The sequence below is a fragment of the Nonomuraea salmonea genome (assembly GCF_042428605.1).
Classification (GTDB): Bacteria; Actinomycetota; Actinomycetes; order Streptosporangiales; family Streptosporangiaceae; genus Nonomuraea; species Nonomuraea salmonea.
Map to the genome: position 1 here is coordinate 294852 of NZ_JBHMCF010000003.1, position 16554 is coordinate 311405.

Genomic DNA, 16554 nt, shown 5'->3' on the forward strand with positions numbered 1-16554 from the left:
TCGGGGCCTTCGCGGAACTGGGGGTGGATGTTGGCTGCGGCGATCCGGTGAAGCGATGGATCAGGCGGCAACCAGGATGAGCGAAGGCGGGTCGGGTTCGGGGATTGGAATGCGGTTCTGTGGATGGGGGGATCCACGGCGTGCCGGTCTGTGGATAACCTCGCGTGACCGAAGCACAGAGGGCTGAAAGGGCCGGGGGCCGAGAGGCCAAGGGAAGGCCAGGGGGCCGCGGCCTGAAGGCCCAAAGGGCGGCGGGCCGAGGGTGAGGGCTGGAGCCGGGGGCCAGGAACCGAAGGCTAGGGGTCGGAGCCGGGGGCCAGGAACCGAAGGCCAGGAGGTGGGAGCTGGGGGCGCCGGAAGCTCGGCGCCCCCATGAGAGGTCAGGCGGGGCGGGTGATGACCATGGATTGGGCCGGTAGGCGGAGGCCGTCCGTGTCGGTCGATATGGGCTCGTCCGACGCCAGCAGCACCGTTCCCTTGCCCACCGGCACCGTCACCGTCTCCTGCGCGAAGTTCACCGCCACGGCCAGCTCCCCCCTCCACATCACCAGCCACCGCGCCAGCGGATCGACCTCCACCCGCACCCGGTCGAGTCGCGGGTCGGACAGTTCGGGCAGGGCTTTGCGGAGGGCGATCAGGTCGCGGTACCAGCACAGCAGCGACCAGTGCGCCTCCTCCTTGACCTCGCTCCAGTCCAGCTTCGACCGCAGGAACGTCTCCTCATCGGACGGGTCGGGCGCGTCCCAGCGGTAGCCGTACCCGACGAACTCGCGGGCGCGCCGCGTCCCCTCGCTCCCCCGCAGTTCCTGGTCGACGTGGTCGGAGAAGAACAGGAACGGCGAGCGCGACCCCCACTCCTCCCCCATGAACAGCATCGGCGTGAACGGCGAGGTGAGCAGCAGCCCGGCGCCGAGCTTGAGTGCGGGCAGCGGGAGGCGGTCGCCGAGCGGGCGGTTGCCGATCTGGTCGTGGTTCTGCAGGCAGGCGACGAGCCGGTGTCCCGGCACGCCGGCGAAGGAGTGGCCGTGGGAGCGGGCGCGGAAGCTGGAGTACGTCCCGTCGTGCACGACCCCGTGCGTGAGCACCTTGGCCAGCGCGGAGAGGTCGGCGAAGTCCTGGTAGTAGCCGTGGCTCTCGCCGCTGACCGCGCAGTGCAGGGCGTGGTGGACGTCGTCGTTCCACTGCGCGGTCATGCCGAGGCCGCCCGCGTCGAGCGAGCGGACCATGCGCGGGTCGTTCAGGTCGGACTCGGCGATCAGCGACAGGGGACGCCCGACGGCGCAGGCGAGCACGTCCACCTCGGCGGCGAGCTCGGCCAGCAGGTGGGTGGCGCGCCGGTCGTGCAGCGCGTGGACGGCGTCGAGGCGCAGGCCGTCGATGTGGTAGTCGCGCAACCACTGCAGGGCGTTGCCGATGAAGTAGCGGCGTACCTCGTCGGAGTCGGGCCCGTCGAGGTTGACCGCCTCGCCCCAGTAGCTGCCCTCGAAGCCGGCGAAGTACGGGCCGAAGGGCCGCAGGAAGTTCCCCGACGGCCCGAGGTGGTTGTAGACGACGTCGAGGATGACGCCGATCCCGGCCCGGTGGCAGGCGTCCACGAACGACTTGAGCCCGTCGGGCCCTCCGTACGTCTCGTTCACGGCGTACAGATCGACGCCGTCGTACCCCCAGTTGCGCATGCCGGGAACGGGCGCGACCGGCATGATCTCGACGAAGTCCACGCACAGCTCGATGAGGTGCGGCAGCTTCTCGATGGCGGCCGAGAACGTCCCCTCCTGGGTGAAGGTGCCGATGTGCAGCTCGTAGACGACGCCGCCGCGCAGGTCACGGCCCTTCCAGTCGTGGTCTGCCCAGGTGAAGCGGTCGTGCTCGTAGACGGCGCTCGGCCCGAAGATGCCCTCGGGCTGCCGCCGGGAGCGCGGGTCGGGGTAGGGTCCTTCGCCGTCCACCGTGAAGGCGTACCGCGTGCCGTGACCGGCCTCCGCGACCTCCTGCGACCACCACCCTCCGTCGCCGCGTGTCATCGCCCGGCGGGAGCCCATGGTGTCGACCTCGACCGCCGTCGCCTTCGGTGCCCAGACCTCAAAGATCATGTCTCTCCAGGAGTGCGACCGGGTACTGACCGAGCAGGTGTGCGAGGGGGATGCGGCCGCTGTGGCGGCCGCCGGTGAGCAGGTCACGCCAGTTGCCGGGGGGCAGCGTGAGCGTGGTGGCGCCCCAGCCGGTGGCGGCCAGGCGTACGGGCAGCCGGGTCGCGACGGCCACGGCCTGCGGGCGGTCGCCGCGGGCGAAGGCGATCACGTGGCCGGCGCGCTCGCCCTCGGCCCGCAGCGGCAGGTACGCCGCGTCGCCGTCGAGCCGCCGCCGCAGCCGCAGCGCCTGGGTGGTGACGAGCAGCTTGGCGGAGTCCCAAGCGGTCTCCGGTTTGCGTGGGTACGTCACCGGCCGCCGGTTGTCGGGATCGACCAGCGAGAAGTCGGTGGTCTCGTTGCCCTGGTAGACGTCGGGCACCCCGGGCATCATGAGCTGCACCAGCTTGGCGCCGAGCGAGTTCGCCATCGCGTACGGGTCGATGCGCTCGGTGAACCCGCCCACCGGCAGCCGCACGGCGGCCTCGGCGAAGGCCCGCAGCCGCCGCTCGTAGGCGGGGTCGGGGTCGACCCAGGAGATCGCGGTCTTGGCCTCGCGCGCCGCCTTCAGCAGGTAGTCGGTGAACCGCTCGGCGGAGATGGGCCAGGCCGCCATGAGGTTCTGCCAGGCCAGGTAGTCGAGGTGCGGGTCGAAGCTGACCTGCGCCGACCACTCGGCCACGGCCGCCGCCCACTCCCCCGGCATCTCCGCCAGCACCGACAGCCGCGCCCGCACGTCCTCGGAGCGTTTGGTGTCGTGGGTGGACAGCGTGGTCATCGTGTACGGCCACATCCGCCCGCAGAAGTCGTGGAACTCCTCCACCGGGATCCCGAACACGTCCGGCTCGCCGCCCACCTCGTTGAGGCAGGCCAGCGGGAACCACCGGTAGAGCGCCGTGTCCTCGACGCCCTTGGCCATGACGGCACCGCACGCCTGCTGGAAACGCACGATCGACTCGGCGGAGCCGTACAGGACCTCCTGCACGAGCGGCCGGACGGCGGGAGAGCAGGTCGCGGCGGCCCGCTCGACGATCTCGACCGACTCGGGCGGCGGCGGCTCGCCCGGCACCACGTACGCGCGATAGACCGGCATCGCGGCGAGCAGCTCGCGCACGGCGTCAGGCGCGCACGAGGTGATCCTGGCCAGCCGGTCCACCTCGGCGCCGAAGAACAGGTCGAGCACCTCCCGCTTGGCCCGCGCCATCACCGGCCGGTAGTCGGCGGGCTGCCCGGTCAGCCGGGTGAACAGCTCGACCAGCGGCTCCTTGCCTTGGGGGTCGACGAACAGGCCGTTGACCCGGTTGAGCACGTCGTAGCCGGTCGTGCCGTCGCAGGCCCAGTCGGCGGGCAGCCGCTCGGGCCCGATGAGGATCTTCTCGACCACCGTCCAGGCGCCGCCCGTGCGCTCGCGCAGCCGTTCGAGGTAGCCGCGCGGGTCGGCCAGGCCGTCGGGGTGATCGACGCGCAGCCCGTCGACCAGCCCTTCGTCCAGCAGCCAGAAGATCACCTCGTGGGTGGCGAACATCACCGCCTCGTCCTCGACGCGCAGCCCGATCAGCGACGAGACGTCGAAGAAGCGCCGGTAGCCGGGCCCCTCGCGCCAGTCGACCAGGCGGTAGTGGCCGGGGTGGGGGTAGGCGTGCTCGTGGTAGCGCAGCACGTCGCCGTCCACGACGGGCCGCACGTCGTCGCCGATCACGGGCAGCGCGACCGTGCCGTCGGTCCAGTCGATGTCGAACCAGCTCGCGTACCGCGACTCCGGCCCGTCCTTCAGCACCGACCAGAACGCGGCGTTCACGGTGTTCATGTGGTTGGGCACGATGTCGAGCACGATGCCGAGGTCGTGCGCCGCGAGCTGCTGCGCCATCTCCCTGAACCCGGTCGCGCCGCCGAACTCCTCCCTGATCCTGGAGTGGTCGGTGACGTCGTAGCCGTGCCGCGACTCGGGCGTGGCCTGCAGGACCGGCGACAGGTAGACGTGGCTGACGCCGAGGTCGCGGAGCTGGCCCGCGATCTCGGCCACCTCCGCGAAACCGAAGTCGGGGGTGAGCTGCACCCGGTAGGTCGAGGTGGGCCTAGACACGGCGCAGCACCCGTACGCTGCGGCCCGGCACCTCGATGGCGTCCCCCGCCTTCACCATGCGCGCGTCGAGCCTGATCGGCATGGCCGTGTCGATCTCGGTGTGCCACATCTCGCCGTAGTCCTTGGGGATCGTGAAGGTGATCGTGTCGTGGTGGGCGTTGAACAGCAGCAGGAACGAGTCGTCCCTGATCGGCCGGCCGCGCCGGTCGGGCTCGGTGATGGCGTCGCCGTTGAGGAAGACGGCCAGCGACTTCGCGTAGCCGACGTTCCAGTCGCCGTCCGTCATCTCCTCCCCTGACGGGGTGAGCCAGGCGATGTCGTTCAGGCCGCGTACCGGCTTGCCGTAGAAGAAGCGGCGCCGCCGGAAGACCGGATGTTTCTTGCGCAGCTCCGCCAGCGTCTGGGTGAACTCGAGCAGCAGCCAGTTCTCCCTGACGTCGGACCAGTCCACCCAGGTGATCTCGTTGTCCTGGCAGTAGCCGTTGTTGTTGCCGCGCTGCGTGCGGCCCAGCTCGTCGCCGTGGGAGAGCATCGGCACGCCCTGCGACAGGAACAGCGTGGTGAGGAAGTTGCGCTTCTGCTGCTCGCGCAGCGACTCGACGGCGATGCCCGCGGGCCCCTCCTCGCCACAGTTCCAGGACCGGTTGTCGTCGGTGCCGTCGCGGTTGCCCTCCTTGTTCGCCTCGTTGTGCTTGTTGTTGTACGACACCAGATCCTGCAGCGTGAACCCGTCGTGACAGGTCACGAAGTTGATCGAGGCGGCTGGGCGGCGGCTGTCGTCCTTGTAGAGGTCGCTCGATCCGGTGAAGCGGGAGCCGAACTCCGGCAGCGTGGCCGCCTGCCCCCGCCACAGGTCGCGGATGGTGTCGCGGTAGCGGCCGTTCCACTCCGTCCAGCGCGAGGGGAAGTTGCCGACCTGGTAGCCGCCGGGCCCGACGTCCCACGGCTCGGCGATGAGCTTGACCTGCGACAGCACCGGGTCCTGCTGCACCAGGTCGAAGAACGCGCTCAGCCGGTCGACCTCGTGCAGCTCCCTGGCCAGCGTCGAGGCCAGGTCGAACCTGAACCCGTCCACGTGCATCTCGATGACCCAGTAGCGGAGCGAGTCCATGATCATCTGCAGGACGTGCGGCGAGCGCATGAGCAGGCTGTTGCCGGTGCCCGTGGTGTCGACGTAGTAGCGCTTGTCGTTCTCGACCAGCCGGTAGTAGTTGACGTTGTCGATGCCCCTGAAGCCCAGCGTGGGCCCCAGGTGGTTGCCCTCGGCCGTGTGGTTGTAGACGACGTCGAGGATCACCTCGATGCCCGCCTCGTGCAGCGAGCGCACCATCGCCTTGAACTCCAGCACCTGCCCGCCGCGCTGCCCCTGGCTGGAGTAGCGGTTGTGCGGGGCGAAGAAGCCGATCGAGTTGTAGCCCCAGTAGTTGGCCAGGCCGCGCTGCTCAAGGATGTGGTCGGTGACGAACTGGTGCACCGGCATCAGCTCCAGCGCCGTCACGCCGAGCTTGGTGAGGTGGTCGAGGATCTCCGGGTGGCCGAGCGCCGCGTACGTGCCGCGCAGGTGCTTCGGGATCTTGGGATGGCCGATCGTCAGGCCCCGCACGTGGGCCTCGTAGATCACCGTGTCGTGGTACGGCGTCGCCGGCGGCCGGTCGTGGCCCCACCCGAAGAACGGGTTGATCACGATCGAGCGCGGCACGTAAGGGGCCGAGTCGGCGTCGTTCCTGCTGTCGGGCTGGCCGAAGCGGTAGCCGTAGACCGCCTCGTTCCAGTCGACCCCGCCCTCGATGGCCATCGCGTACGGGTCGAGCAGCAGCTTGGCCGGGTTGCAGCGCAGCCCGCTCGCCGGGTCGTTGGGCCCGTGCACCCGGTAGCCGTAGCGCTGGCCTGGCCCGATGCCCGGCAGGTAGCCGTGCCAGATGAACCCGTCGACCTCCGTCAGCGGCACCCGGGACTCGACGTTGTCATCGTCGAACAGGCACAGCTCGACCTTGTCCGCGACCTCGGTGTAGAGCGAGAAGTTCGTGCCGGCCCCGTCGTACGTCGCCCCGAGCGGGTAGGGGTCTCCCGGCCAGATCTCGATCATCGAGGCTCCCTTGCGGTCTTTCCCCATGTTCCGTTCCCCCGCTCCACGCGACAACCCCGCCCCCTGACCACCCTGTTCCTTCCCACGCCACGCCCGTAGTTACTCCGGCCGAGGTCAAAGGGGTGGGCCGTCCCCGACGGCGCGGTATCGGAGACGGCCCACGTCTCCAGCATCGTTTGCCACCGCCTGTTCGGGCTACATGCTGATGTCATGGGCGGTTTCAGACAGTTCTTACTGCGCGGCAACATCGTCGAACTGGCGGTCGCGGTCATCATCGGCGCCACGTTCAGCGGCCTCGTCGAGGCCCTCGTCACCGACCTCGTCACGCCGCTGATCGGCGCCGTGACCGGCGGCCGGCAACCCGACTTCGCCGACTACTCCTTCACGATCAACGGCAGTCGTTTCCTGTACGGCGACTTCCTCAACCACCTGGTCACCTTCCTGATCATCGCGGCCGTCGTCTACTGGCTGATCGTGGCTCCGATGACCCGGCTCGTGAAGCTGTTCGAGCGGGACAAGGCGGCCACCACCAAGCAGTGCCCCGAGTGCCTGTCGGAAATCCCCGCCGAGGCGCGCCGGTGCGCCCACTGCACCGCCCACCTGGTGCCGGATTCGGAAAAACCCAGGTAGTGACGCACGGCACGGGTGCGGGTCCGTCAAGATGGACCGATGAGCGTTGAGTTGATGGTCTGGGACGAACCGGTGCCGATCAGCAGGGACCAGGCGCGCGCGACGTACCTGGCGGTCAAGCGGACCGAGCCCGGCGACGGCCCCACACCCGACGTCGCCAAGGAGCTGCCGGGAGAGGTCACGCTCTATCCCGGCCACGTGCTGGTGACGATGGACCTCGACACCATGGACGAGGTCTCCGCGCAGGTGTTCACGGTGGCCCGCGCGCACGGCATGGTCTGCTACGACCCGCAGCGCGACCTGGTGCACAACGTGGCGCCGCTCGGGGTCTACGAGGGCATGCAGCTCCACACCGGAGACGGCATGACCGTCAACGACCCCGACCTGGGCCTCGTGCACGACGTCCTGGCCACGATGTCCCCGCAGAACCCGTTCGTCGCCCTGGTCAACTTCGGCCGGCACTTCCTCCAGGTGTCGCCGGGGTACGAGCTGGAGTACAAGGAGGGCACGCTGATCCGCACGATGGTCGAGGACCTGTCAGAGGTCCAGCAGTCCTTCCACGACTACGCGACCGGCGACCGCGCCTTCCTCAACCGGCACACCTGGTCTCAGTAGACGACGACTCGCCGGGAGGAATGCGGCAGGATCAGGTCGCATGAGAACTCTGTACCCGCCCATCGACCCGTACGACTCCGGCCTGCTCGACGTGGGAGACGGCAACCAGATCTACTACGAGGTCTGCGGCAACCCCGAGGGCAAGCCCGCGGTCATGCTGCACGGCGGGCCGGGCGGCGGGTGCAACGCCGGGCACCGCCGCCAGTGGGACCCGGAGCGGTACCGGATCGTGCTGTTCGACCAGCGCAACTGCGGCCGCAGCCGCCCGCACGCCTCGGACCCGGCGACCGACCTGAGCACGAACACGACCTGGCACCTGGTCGCCGACATGGAGCGGCTGCGCGAGCACCTGGGCGTCGAGCGGTGGCAGGTGTTCGGCGGGTCGTGGGGCAGCTCGCTGGCCCTCGCGTACGCCCAGACGCACCCGGACAGGACGTCCGAGCTGATCCTGCGCGGCATCTTCACGCTGCGCCCGCAGGAGCTGCGCTGGTTCTACCAGGAGGGCACCTCGTTCCTCTTCCCCGACCTGTGGGAGACGTTCGTGGCGCCGATCCCCGAGGACGAGCGGGACGACCTCATCGGCGCCTTCAGGAAGCGGCTTGAGGGCGACGACGACGCGGCCCGGCTGGCGGCGGCCCGCGCGTGGGCGCAGTGGGAGGGCGGCACGGTCACGCTGATGCCGGACCCCAAGCTGGTCGAGCACTTCGGCGAGGCGGAGACGGCGGTCGCGTTCGCCAGGATCGAGAACCACTACTTCACCCACGGCGGCTGGTTCGAGCCCGACCAGCTCATCAGGAACGCGGACCGGATCCGGCACATCCCGGGCGTGATCGTCCAGGGCCGCCATGACCTCTGTACGCCCATGGCCACGGCCTGGGACCTGCACAAGGCGTGGCCCGAGGCGGAGTTCCACGTCATCCCGGGGGCCGGGCACGCCTACTCGGAGCCGGGCATCCTCGACCGGTTGATCGCCGCCACGGACGGGTTCGCGGACTCGGGGAAGTAGCGCGGCAGGCGGGCGCGCAGCAGCCGTACGGCGGGGGTGATCGCCCCCACCAGGAGCAGCGCGAACAGCGGCGCCAGGGCGAGGCCGAACAGGAAGCCGCCGGCCACGTCGTGCGGGTAGTGCACGCCCACGAACACCCGCGAGAACGCCATGAGCGCGGCCAGCGGGAACACCGCCCAGGCCAGGGCACGCCAGCACAGCACGAGGGTGGCCGCCGCGCCGGCCGCGATCACGGAGTGGTTGCTGGGGAAGGACCAGTCGTCGAGGGGCGGGCACGCGGCGATCGTCGCGATCCCGCCCCGGCACGGCCGGTCCTCCTTCACGAGCACCTTGACGACCTCGCTCAGCACGTACGCGAGCACGATCCCGGCCGGCCCGGCGACGACGAGCGCCAGGTCGCGCGCGGGACCGCGCCAGGCCCGCACCGCCGCCACCACGAAGAGCAGCGCGAACAGGAAGAGCCCCGCGTCCGTGCCGACCTCGGCGACGGTGTGCAGCCATGCGGGTGTGCTGAGAGCGAAGTCGACGATGTCGTGGTACACGCCTGTCCAATCGATGAATGTCCGATGGACAGAACCTTACGAACAGGAAGCCTCTGGCGCCTCCACCATAAGGCGGAAAGTCATCAGGTCAGGAGCTGACGCGCCAATGCGGCCTGTTTCGACTCCAGCTCGGCGCGGGTGATCAGCCCGCGGTCGAACGCCTCGGTGGTGGCGTCGCGCTCGGCGACGTAGTAGGCGGCCATGATCTCGCTGCGCAGCGGGGTGAAGCCGCGCTCGACGCAGTCGGCGAAGACGGTCACCTTCTGCTCCAGGGCGTCGGCGGCGACCGTACAGGCGAGATCCCGTGCCCTGAGCTGCTGAACCGCTTCACGAAGGGTCACGGGGCCGAGAGACCCGTGGAAACGGGTATCAAGAGTGATCTTCACGTTCTTTACGCCTCCGCACGTTGACAACGTTCGGATCAAAGCGGCGTATTCCCTGGTGAGAGTGGGTAAGAGGGCCGTCGTGATCGGAGCGCACGTGATCGTCGGATATGCGAACGACCCAGGCGGGCGGGACGCGCTCGCCCTCGCCGCCGTGATCACCCGTGTCACCGGCGGCGAGCTGACGGTCGCCACGATCTACCCTCCGGGCAGCCCAGGGCTGGCGGTCGAGGCGCAGGCCAACCTCGCGCACGCGGCCGAGGAGCTGGGACCGGTGCCGGCCGAATACCTCACGTTCGAGAGCAGGGGAACGGGACGCGGGCTGTCGGTGCTGGCCAGCCGGATCAAGGCCGATCTGATCGTGGTCGGCTCGGGCGGTGGCGGGCAGCACGGCCGCATCTCCATCGGCGCCACCGCCGACCACCTGCTGCACATGTCACCCGAGGCGGTCATGCTGGCGCCGACCGACTACGTCCCGCCCGACGAGCTGACCAGGCTCACGCTGGCCTACGTGCACCGGCCCCAGTGCGACGCCGCGGTCGAGCAGGTGGCGCAGGCCGCGCTGCGCTTCGGCGTGCCGCTGCGGCTGCTCACGTTCGACCTGCGCACCGAGGACCAGGGCAGGCTCCGCGACGACCTCGCGCTCGCCGTGCGCCTGGCCTGGGAGAGCACCGGCATCGAGGCGGAGGCCGAGGTCGCCGAGGGCCACGACGTCGCCGCCGCGCTCGGCGACGTCGAGTGGCTGGACGGCGAGCTGCTGGTCTGCGCGGCCAGCGAGGACGCGCAGCCGCACCGGGTGTTCCTCGGCGAGCTGGCCATGAAGGTGCTGCGCGCGTCCCCGCGTCCCGTCACCGTGCTGCCGCGCGGCTTCGGCTAACGCCGCTTGATCACCTGCTCGTACAGCTCCAGGTAGCGGTCGGCCATCACCGACGGTGAGAAGCGGCGGCGCGCCTCGCGGCGGCACTCCTCGGGGTCGATCTCGTCGGCCCGCAGCACCCACTCGGCCAGCTCCTCCTCGCTGTCGGCGAGGAAGCCGGTACGTCCGTGGTCGATGATCTCCGGCAGGCAGCCCCTGCGCAGCCCGATCGGGGGCACCCCGAGCGCCAGGGCCTCGACGACGGCGGTGCCGCCCGGCTCGTCCCACTGGATGGGGAACAGGGCGGCGCGGGCGGAGCCGTACAGGTCGTCGCGCTCCTGGCCGCCGACCGCCCCGACCCACTTCACGACCTCGCCGTCGAGGTAGGGGGCCACGTGGTCGAGGTGGTAGCGGACGTCGGGATGGCTGTGCAGCGGGTGGTAGGGGTTCTGGGCGACGATGTCCAGCTCGGCCTGCGAGTCGCGGGCGCTCACCGGACCGGCCAGCACCAGCGGCAGGCCCAGCTTCTGGCAGATCCTGGCGGCCACGTGCTGGCCCTTGAGCCCGCAGATGCGGCCCATCACCACCAGGTGCTCGCCGCGCGGCACCCGCACGTCGCGGGCGGCCAGCGGGGTCGCCAGGTGGATCGCGCCCAGGGAGGCGGCACGCAGCGCCCCGGGGGCGCGGGCGAGCTGCGACTCCGACACGCCGTTGACCGCGATCTCGCCGGGGAAGGCGCCGTAGAAGGCCGGATGCTTGCGCAGGTCCCAGTGCAGGGTGTGCAGGACGGGCGGGCCGCCGTACGCCGAGAGCACCGCGGGGCCGACCACCTCCACGTGGTCGTGCACGAGGTCGATGTCGTCGCGCCGCCGCAGCTCGGCCACGACCCGGGCGAGATGGGCGTGGGTGATGCCCATGACCTGGTTGTACGGCTTCTGCAGCTCGCTGAAGCAGCCCTCGTCGTACGCGGAGACCAGCTCGTCCACCTCCAGCGTGCTGGAGCCGACGGAGGCCAGCACCACGCTCACCCCGCGCTCGCGCAGCGCGGGCACCAGCGTGGCCACCACGTTCTCGATCCCGCCGTAGCCCGCCGGCGGCACCTCCAGCCACGGCCCCGCGTTCATCAGGACTCTCATGCCAGATCCTCCTCCAGGACGAGGGAGGCCAGTGGGGGACGCTCCGCCACGGCCACGTCCACCAGGCCCGCCTGTCCTTCGAGCCCGAACTGCAGCAGCGTGTGCCCCGGAGGCTCCGGGGCGAGCACGCGGCCCTGACGCTCCAGCCGCGACCAGGCGGTCTGCATGATCTGCCCGGCCATCCTGCCGAGCGCGGCCATCGACTGGTGGGTGTGGGTGCGGTGTCCCAGGTCCACCTGGGCCATCGCGTCAAGACCGACGAGGTGCAGCAGGTCGACGAGCAGGCCGAACTCGACGCCGTACTCGGTGACGTAAGGGACCTGCTCCAGCACCTCGCGCCGGGCGGCGTACTCGCCGCCGAGCGGCTGGGAGAAGCCGGCCAGCTCGGGCCAGAACATGTTGAGCAGCGGCCGCGCGACCAGCTCGGTGACCCGCCCGCCGCCGCCGCGCTGGACGACCCCGTCGGCCCCGGTGTAGGGCCGCTCGTACGTCGCCTTGACGAAGTGCGTGTGGGCGTCGACCAGCAACGGGCCGACTAAGCCCGACACGTAGTGGGGGCCGAAGCTGCGCAGGTCCGCGTCGATGTACACGACGATGTCGCCCTTCGAGGCGGCGAGCCCCTTCCACAGGGCCTCGCCCTTGCCGGTGAGCGGTTCGAGGTGGGGCAGCACCTCGTTCTGTGCGACGACGCGGGCGCCCGCCTCGCGTGCGCGCTGGGCGGTCGCGTCGGTGGAGTTGGAGTCGACGACGAGGATCTCGTCGACGAGCGGCACGCGCTCGACGAGGTGGCGGCGGATGGCGGTGACGATGCCGCCCACCGTGCTCTCCTCGTCGCGGGCGGGCAGCACCACGCTCACCGTGGTGTTCCCCTTGGCCATCAGCAGGGCGTCGACCGGCCATTCGGCCGCCGTACTCGAATGCGGTCCGTACCATTCACGGACTCTGGCCAAGGCTCGCAGATCTTTTTCCATGTATCAGCCCCGATCTATAGAGGTCCCGACCTCTGCCCGATCTATAGGCGCTTGAACATGTTTGTTTGATTAAGCCCACAAGTGGCATATGCCGGGTTGTGTCCCCAATGACCCGTGTCGGCATCATAGGTGCCGGAAATGTCGCCGCTCGCCATGCAGATGTCCTGTCCGGCTTCCCCGATGTGACCATCGCCGGGATCGCCGACACCGATCCCCACAGGGCCGAGGCTCTGGCCTCGAAGCACGACTCCCCCGCCTATGGCGGCCACGCCGACCTGCTCAGCGCCGGCGGCTTGGACGCTGTCTACGTCTGTGTGCCTCCTTTCGCGCACGGTAACCCGGAACAGGACGTTCTGTCGTGTAATCTCCCGATTTTCGTGGAAAAGCCACTGTCTCTTGACCTCCAGACCGCAGAAAACATCGCATCCGAAATCGAACGGAGATCTCTGCCCTCAGCAGTCGGACATCACTGGCGATATCTAGACATTGTCCGACAGGCGCATGACCTGCTCGCCGGCCGTCCCGTCCACCTCGCGCTCGGCCACTGGCTGGACAAGGTGCCGCCGGTCGCCTGGTGGCTCGACCCCAGCAGGTCGGGCGGCCAGATCGTCGAGCAGGCCGTGCACGTGCTGGACCTGGCGCGGGTGCTGGTGGGCGAGGTGTCCATGGTGCACGCGGTGCCCGGCGGGACCCCCGTGGACGGCGAGATCGACCGGGCCACCTCCGCCGTGCTGCGCTTCTCCGGCGGCGCGGCCGGGCTGCTCGCCACCTCCTGCCTGCTCACCCGCAAGCACCGGGTGGGGCTGGAGGTGTGCGCCGACGGGATCGCGCTGGAGCTGAGCGAGACCCGGCTGCTCGTGGACGGGCACCGCGCCATCGAGGACGACGGGCGGGCGAAGACGCGGGTGGATCGCGAGTTCATCAACGCGGTGCAGGGCAAGGCGGCCGACGTGCGCGTACCGTACGGGGAGGCGCTGCGGACCCACCGCCTGGCGCTGGCACTCGCCCGATCCGCAGCCGAGCAGAGGCCGGTGATGCTCGATGACCAGTGAGACCCTCAGCATCGAGGCGCCTGGGGAGGTGTGCCTGGTCGAGGAGAAGCTGCCCGACCTGCCCGACGGCGGGTTCATGGTCGCCACCGCTCACAGCGGCGTCTCGGCCGGCACCGAGCTGACCTACGTCAAGGGCACCAACCCCTACCTCGGCGCGAGCTGGGACCCGGCGCTCGGGCTGTTCCTCGACGGCGCGCCGTCGGTGGCGTACCCTGTGCGCGGCATCGGCTACATGCAGGTGGGGCTGGTGGTCGAGACGCGGACGCGGGCCGTGCGCGAGGGCGCGCTGGTGGCGATGGCGTACGGGCACCGCACGGCGTACGTGGCCGACCCGATGACCGACCGCTTCGTGGAGCTGCCCGACGACCTCGACCCGCTGCTCGGCATCTACGTCGCCCACATGGGCCCGATCTGCGCCAACGGCCTGCTGCACGCCGCCCATGACCTGCACGGCCCGGCGGTGCGCGACCTGGGCGACGGCGTGCGCGGCCGGCGGGTCGCGGTGGTCGGCGCCGGCGTGGTGGGGCTGCTGACGGCCTGCTTCGCGATGTACGCGGGAGCGGCCGAGGTCGTGGTGGTGGACGAGACGCCGTCCCGGCTGGAGATCGCCGCCGCGCTGGGCGCCGGCACCATGGACGCCGCGCAGGACCCGGCGGTGGAGCTCAAGCGGCGCTGGCGGCACGGGCCCAACGACCGCGGCGCCGACGTCGTCTTCCAGTGCCGCGGCCAGGCCAGGGCGCTGGCGCTCGGCCTGCGCCTGCTGCGCCCCCAGGGCACGCTGATCGACCTGGCCTTCTACACCGGCGGCGCCCCCGAGGTGCGGCTCGGGGAGGAGTTCCACCACAACGGGCTCACCGTGCGCTGCGCCCAGATCGGCCGGGTGCCGCGCGGTCTCGCGCACGCCTGGGACAGGGAGCGCCTGTCGCACGAGACCATCGCGCTGCTGCGGCGGCACGGCCCGGCACTACGCCGGCACGTGGTCACCGATCTGGTCGGATTCGGCGAAGCGCCACGTCTCATGACAGAGCTCGCGGCCGGACGGCTGCAGTGCGTTCAGGCCGTACTCTGCGACGAGGTCGAGGATGAGGGCGGCTGACCAGCTGAAGTCGCGCGAGCCGTGGCCGCGCAGGCTGACCGGGTCGAAATACTCACGAAAGCCCGACCTGCACACCGCGCGCCGCATGGAGTCGGCGAGGTCGGCGGCGAGGTCGGGCCGGCGGTCCTTGAGCCCGTGCCAGACCAGCCAGCCGACGTTGATCCAGCTCGGGCCGCGCCAGTAGCGGGCGGGGTCGAACTCCGCGGCGTCGATGGCGTAGCTGGGCAGCGGCAGCTCCTTGAGCCCGAACCGGTCGAGCGCGGTCCTGACCAGCGTGTCGGCCACCTCGTCCGGCAGCCCCGGCAGCACGAGCGGGGTCAGCCCGGCCGCGCTCGCGGACTCGGTCGGCTTGCCGGTGCGCACGTCGCGGGCCTGGAAGAGCGCGCCGTCCCACAGGTGCTCGACCATGGCTCGGGTGACGGCCGCCGCCTCGCGCTCGTGCGGCTCGGGGTCGAGCCCGAGCGTCCGCGCGATGTCCGCCAGCGTCGACTCGGCCAGCCCGTACGCGGCGTTGAACAGCGGATCCTCGACCTGGAACGCGCCCGGCGCGGTGTAGCCGGACTCGCGGTAGGCCTCGGCCAGCGCGATGTAGAGCTGGTAGTCGCGGTCGGTGGGCCGCTCGTCGGCACTGACGCTCTGCAGATCCCTGCGGACGAACCCGCCGGGCGCCGCCTCGACCGCGGCCAGCGGCACGTCCCAGGCGGGGCTGTTGTCCATGCCCGACTCCCAGGGGTGCACGATCGCGATCAGCCCTTCGGGCGAGCGCCGCTGGGCCCGCAGGAACTCCTGCTGCGCCACCAGCCGGGGGTAGACGCGGTCGAGGAACCCGAGATCGGGCTCGGCGAGGTACGTCTTCCACGCGGCCAGCGCGTGCACGGGCGGCTGGACGATGCCGGAGGTGCGCACGCCCGACGGCGCCCGCGCGGCCCAGAAGGCCGGCCCGGGGAAGTAGGCGCCCTCGGCCACCTCGGGATTGAACACGATGTGCGGCACCCGGCCGTCGCTCCACTGCGCACCGAACAGGGTCAGCAACTCCGACCTGGCCCTTCGCGGCGACAGGCGGGCGTTGCCGATCGCCACGAAGGCGGAGTCCCAGCTCCACTGGTGGGGGTAGAGGCGACGGGAGGGGACCGTGTAGCTGCCGTCCCAGTTGCTCACCAGAACGCGCACGGCGTCGCGAAGGATCATAGATATTTCCTGACGAAGGCGGCGGTCTGGGGGAGGACGATCTCGGGCTCGCCGCGCAGGCGGCATTCGAGGGCGAGATAGCCGTCGTAGCCCACGGCGTCGAGGGTGGCGAGCTGGGCGCCCCAGTCGAGGTGGCCGGTGCCGGGCTGGTGTCTGTTGGACTCGCTGATCTGCATGTGGGCGAGGTAGGGGGCCGCCGCGATGAGGGCGCGGCAGGGGTCGTCCTCCTCGATGTTCATGTGGTAGGTGTCGCCGACGATCCTGATGGAGTCCATCGAGCAGTACGAGACGGCCTCGGCCAGCGTGTTGACCATGTGGTTCTCGTACCGGTTGAGAGGCTCCAGCATGATCAGCACCCCGTTGCGGTGGGCGTGCTCGCCGAGGATGCCGAGCGCCTCGGCCAGCACCTCGCGGTCCTCCTCCGGGCTGCGCGGCGGCTCGAACGGGGGCAGCCGGCGGGAGAACTGACCCCAGGAGGCGGGGGTCATGACGCCGATGCCGCCGAGCTCGCCGATCACGGTGAGCTGCGATCGGAGCTGCTGGATCGCGTCCTTGCGTTTGGCCGGGTCGAAGTCGCCGATGAAGTGGGGCATGTCCACGCAGACCGTCGGCATGACGACGCCGTCGGCCCGCGCGCGCTTGAGCTCCGTGAGCCGGCCCGCGAAGTGGAAATCGCCCTTGCCGCGAAGCTCGATGGCGTCGAAGCCGGCGTCGAGTGCGAAGGCGAACTTCTCCTGCAGGCTGCGGCCAGGCAGCAGCTGCTCCTGTACGGCGAGCTTCACTG

At 70.5% G+C, this 16554-nt stretch carries 14 protein-coding genes and 1 pseudogene; 6 read left to right on the top strand and 9 right to left on the bottom strand.

Going from position 1 to position 16554, the window contains the following annotated elements; all coding sequences use genetic code 11:
• Window positions 1–380: 380 nt before the first annotated feature.
• The 3 genes from treZ to glgX are packed head-to-tail and all read right to left on the bottom strand — an operon-like array spanning window position 381 to window position 6295.
• Complete coding sequence (gene treZ / locus ACFFR3_RS02615; RefSeq protein ID WP_364378911.1) at window positions 381–2090, bottom strand: malto-oligosyltrehalose trehalohydrolase; 1710 nt, start codon at window positions 2088–2090, stop codon at window positions 381–383.
• Window positions 2080–4209 carry a malto-oligosyltrehalose synthase gene (gene treY / locus ACFFR3_RS02620; protein WP_379482523.1) on the bottom strand — a complete coding sequence of 710 codons (2130 nt, stop codon included), beginning with the start codon at window positions 4207–4209 and terminating at the stop codon, window positions 2080–2082. The genes treZ and treY overlap by 11 nt, the downstream gene beginning before the upstream one ends.
• A complete protein-coding gene (gene glgX, locus ACFFR3_RS02625) occupies window positions 4202–6295 on the bottom strand; it encodes a glycogen debranching protein GlgX (RefSeq protein WP_379482524.1) in 2094 nt (697 codons plus the stop codon). The genes treY and glgX overlap by 8 nt, the downstream gene beginning before the upstream one ends.
• A 210-nt stretch (window positions 6296–6505) precedes the next feature.
• Between glgX and mscL the strand changes: the two genes are divergently transcribed.
• From mscL to pip, 3 genes are read left to right on the top strand one after another with little or no spacing between them, the layout of a single operon-like run.
• Window positions 6506–6925 (top strand): large conductance mechanosensitive channel protein MscL, encoded by a 420-nt coding sequence (gene mscL, locus ACFFR3_RS02630; RefSeq protein ID WP_364378920.1) that lies wholly within the window; start codon window positions 6506–6508, stop codon window positions 6923–6925.
• A 39-nt stretch (window positions 6926–6964) separates the two neighbouring features.
• Window positions 6965–7540, top strand: coding sequence for a hypothetical protein (locus ACFFR3_RS02635; RefSeq protein ID WP_345397455.1), 576 nt, complete (start codon window positions 6965–6967; stop codon window positions 7538–7540).
• A 40-nt stretch (window positions 7541–7580) separates the two neighbouring features.
• On the top strand, window positions 7581–8546 hold the full coding sequence (gene pip, locus ACFFR3_RS02640) for a prolyl aminopeptidase (protein ID WP_345397452.1): 966 nt from the start codon (window positions 7581–7583) through the stop codon (window positions 8544–8546).
• Here the strand turns inward: pip and ACFFR3_RS02645 are convergent.
• Window positions 8477–9088, bottom strand: a complete 612-nt coding sequence (locus tag ACFFR3_RS02645; protein ID WP_364378929.1) for a phosphatase PAP2 family protein — start codon at window positions 9086–9088, stop codon at window positions 8477–8479. The genes pip and ACFFR3_RS02645 overlap by 70 nt on opposite strands.
• A gap of 83 nt (window positions 9089–9171) precedes the next feature.
• Entirely contained in the window at window positions 9172–9429 is a 258-nt protein-coding gene (locus ACFFR3_RS02650; RefSeq protein WP_345397446.1) for a hypothetical protein, read from the bottom strand.
• A 139-nt stretch (window positions 9430–9568) separates the two neighbouring features.
• On the opposite strand from ACFFR3_RS02650, the gene ACFFR3_RS02655 reads away from it, so the two are divergent.
• Window positions 9569–10348, top strand: coding sequence for a universal stress protein (locus ACFFR3_RS02655; protein WP_379482525.1), 780 nt, complete (start codon window positions 9569–9571; stop codon window positions 10346–10348).
• Here the strand turns inward: ACFFR3_RS02655 and ACFFR3_RS02660 are convergent.
• Both ACFFR3_RS02660 and ACFFR3_RS02665 read right to left on the bottom strand, forming a co-directional pair.
• A complete protein-coding gene (locus ACFFR3_RS02660; protein ID WP_379482526.1) occupies window positions 10345–11463 on the bottom strand; it encodes a glycosyltransferase in 1119 nt (372 codons plus the stop codon). The genes ACFFR3_RS02655 and ACFFR3_RS02660 overlap by 4 nt on opposite strands.
• Window positions 11460–12434, bottom strand: a complete 975-nt coding sequence (locus tag ACFFR3_RS02665; protein ID WP_379482527.1) for a glucosyl-3-phosphoglycerate synthase — start codon at window positions 12432–12434, stop codon at window positions 11460–11462. The genes ACFFR3_RS02660 and ACFFR3_RS02665 overlap by 4 nt, the downstream gene beginning before the upstream one ends.
• A gap of 107 nt (window positions 12435–12541) precedes the next feature.
• Here ACFFR3_RS02665 and ACFFR3_RS02670 point away from each other — a divergent pair, with 107 nt between their 5' ends.
• Window positions 12542–13486, top strand: coding sequence for a Gfo/Idh/MocA family protein (locus ACFFR3_RS02670; RefSeq protein ID WP_364378939.1), 945 nt, complete (start codon window positions 12542–12544; stop codon window positions 13484–13486).
• A complete protein-coding gene (locus ACFFR3_RS02675) occupies window positions 13476–14582 on the top strand; it encodes a zinc-binding dehydrogenase (protein ID WP_379482528.1) in 1107 nt (368 codons plus the stop codon). Before ACFFR3_RS02670 ends, ACFFR3_RS02675 begins: the two co-directional genes overlap by 11 nt.
• A 9-nt stretch (window positions 14583–14591) precedes the next feature.
• Here ACFFR3_RS02675 and ACFFR3_RS02680 read toward each other — a convergent pair.
• Both ACFFR3_RS02680 and ACFFR3_RS02685 read right to left on the bottom strand, forming a co-directional pair.
• Window positions 14592–15836, bottom strand: a pseudogene (locus ACFFR3_RS02680) (MGH1-like glycoside hydrolase domain-containing protein); the annotation flags it as partial.
• The gene (locus ACFFR3_RS02685; protein ID WP_379482529.1) at window positions 15767–16552 is read right to left on the bottom strand and encodes a sugar phosphate isomerase/epimerase family protein; all 786 of its coding nucleotides are present in this window, start codon (window positions 16550–16552) and stop codon (window positions 15767–15769) included. The pseudogene ACFFR3_RS02680 and the gene ACFFR3_RS02685, both read right to left, overlap by 70 nt.
• Window positions 16553–16554 lie beyond the last annotated feature (2 nt).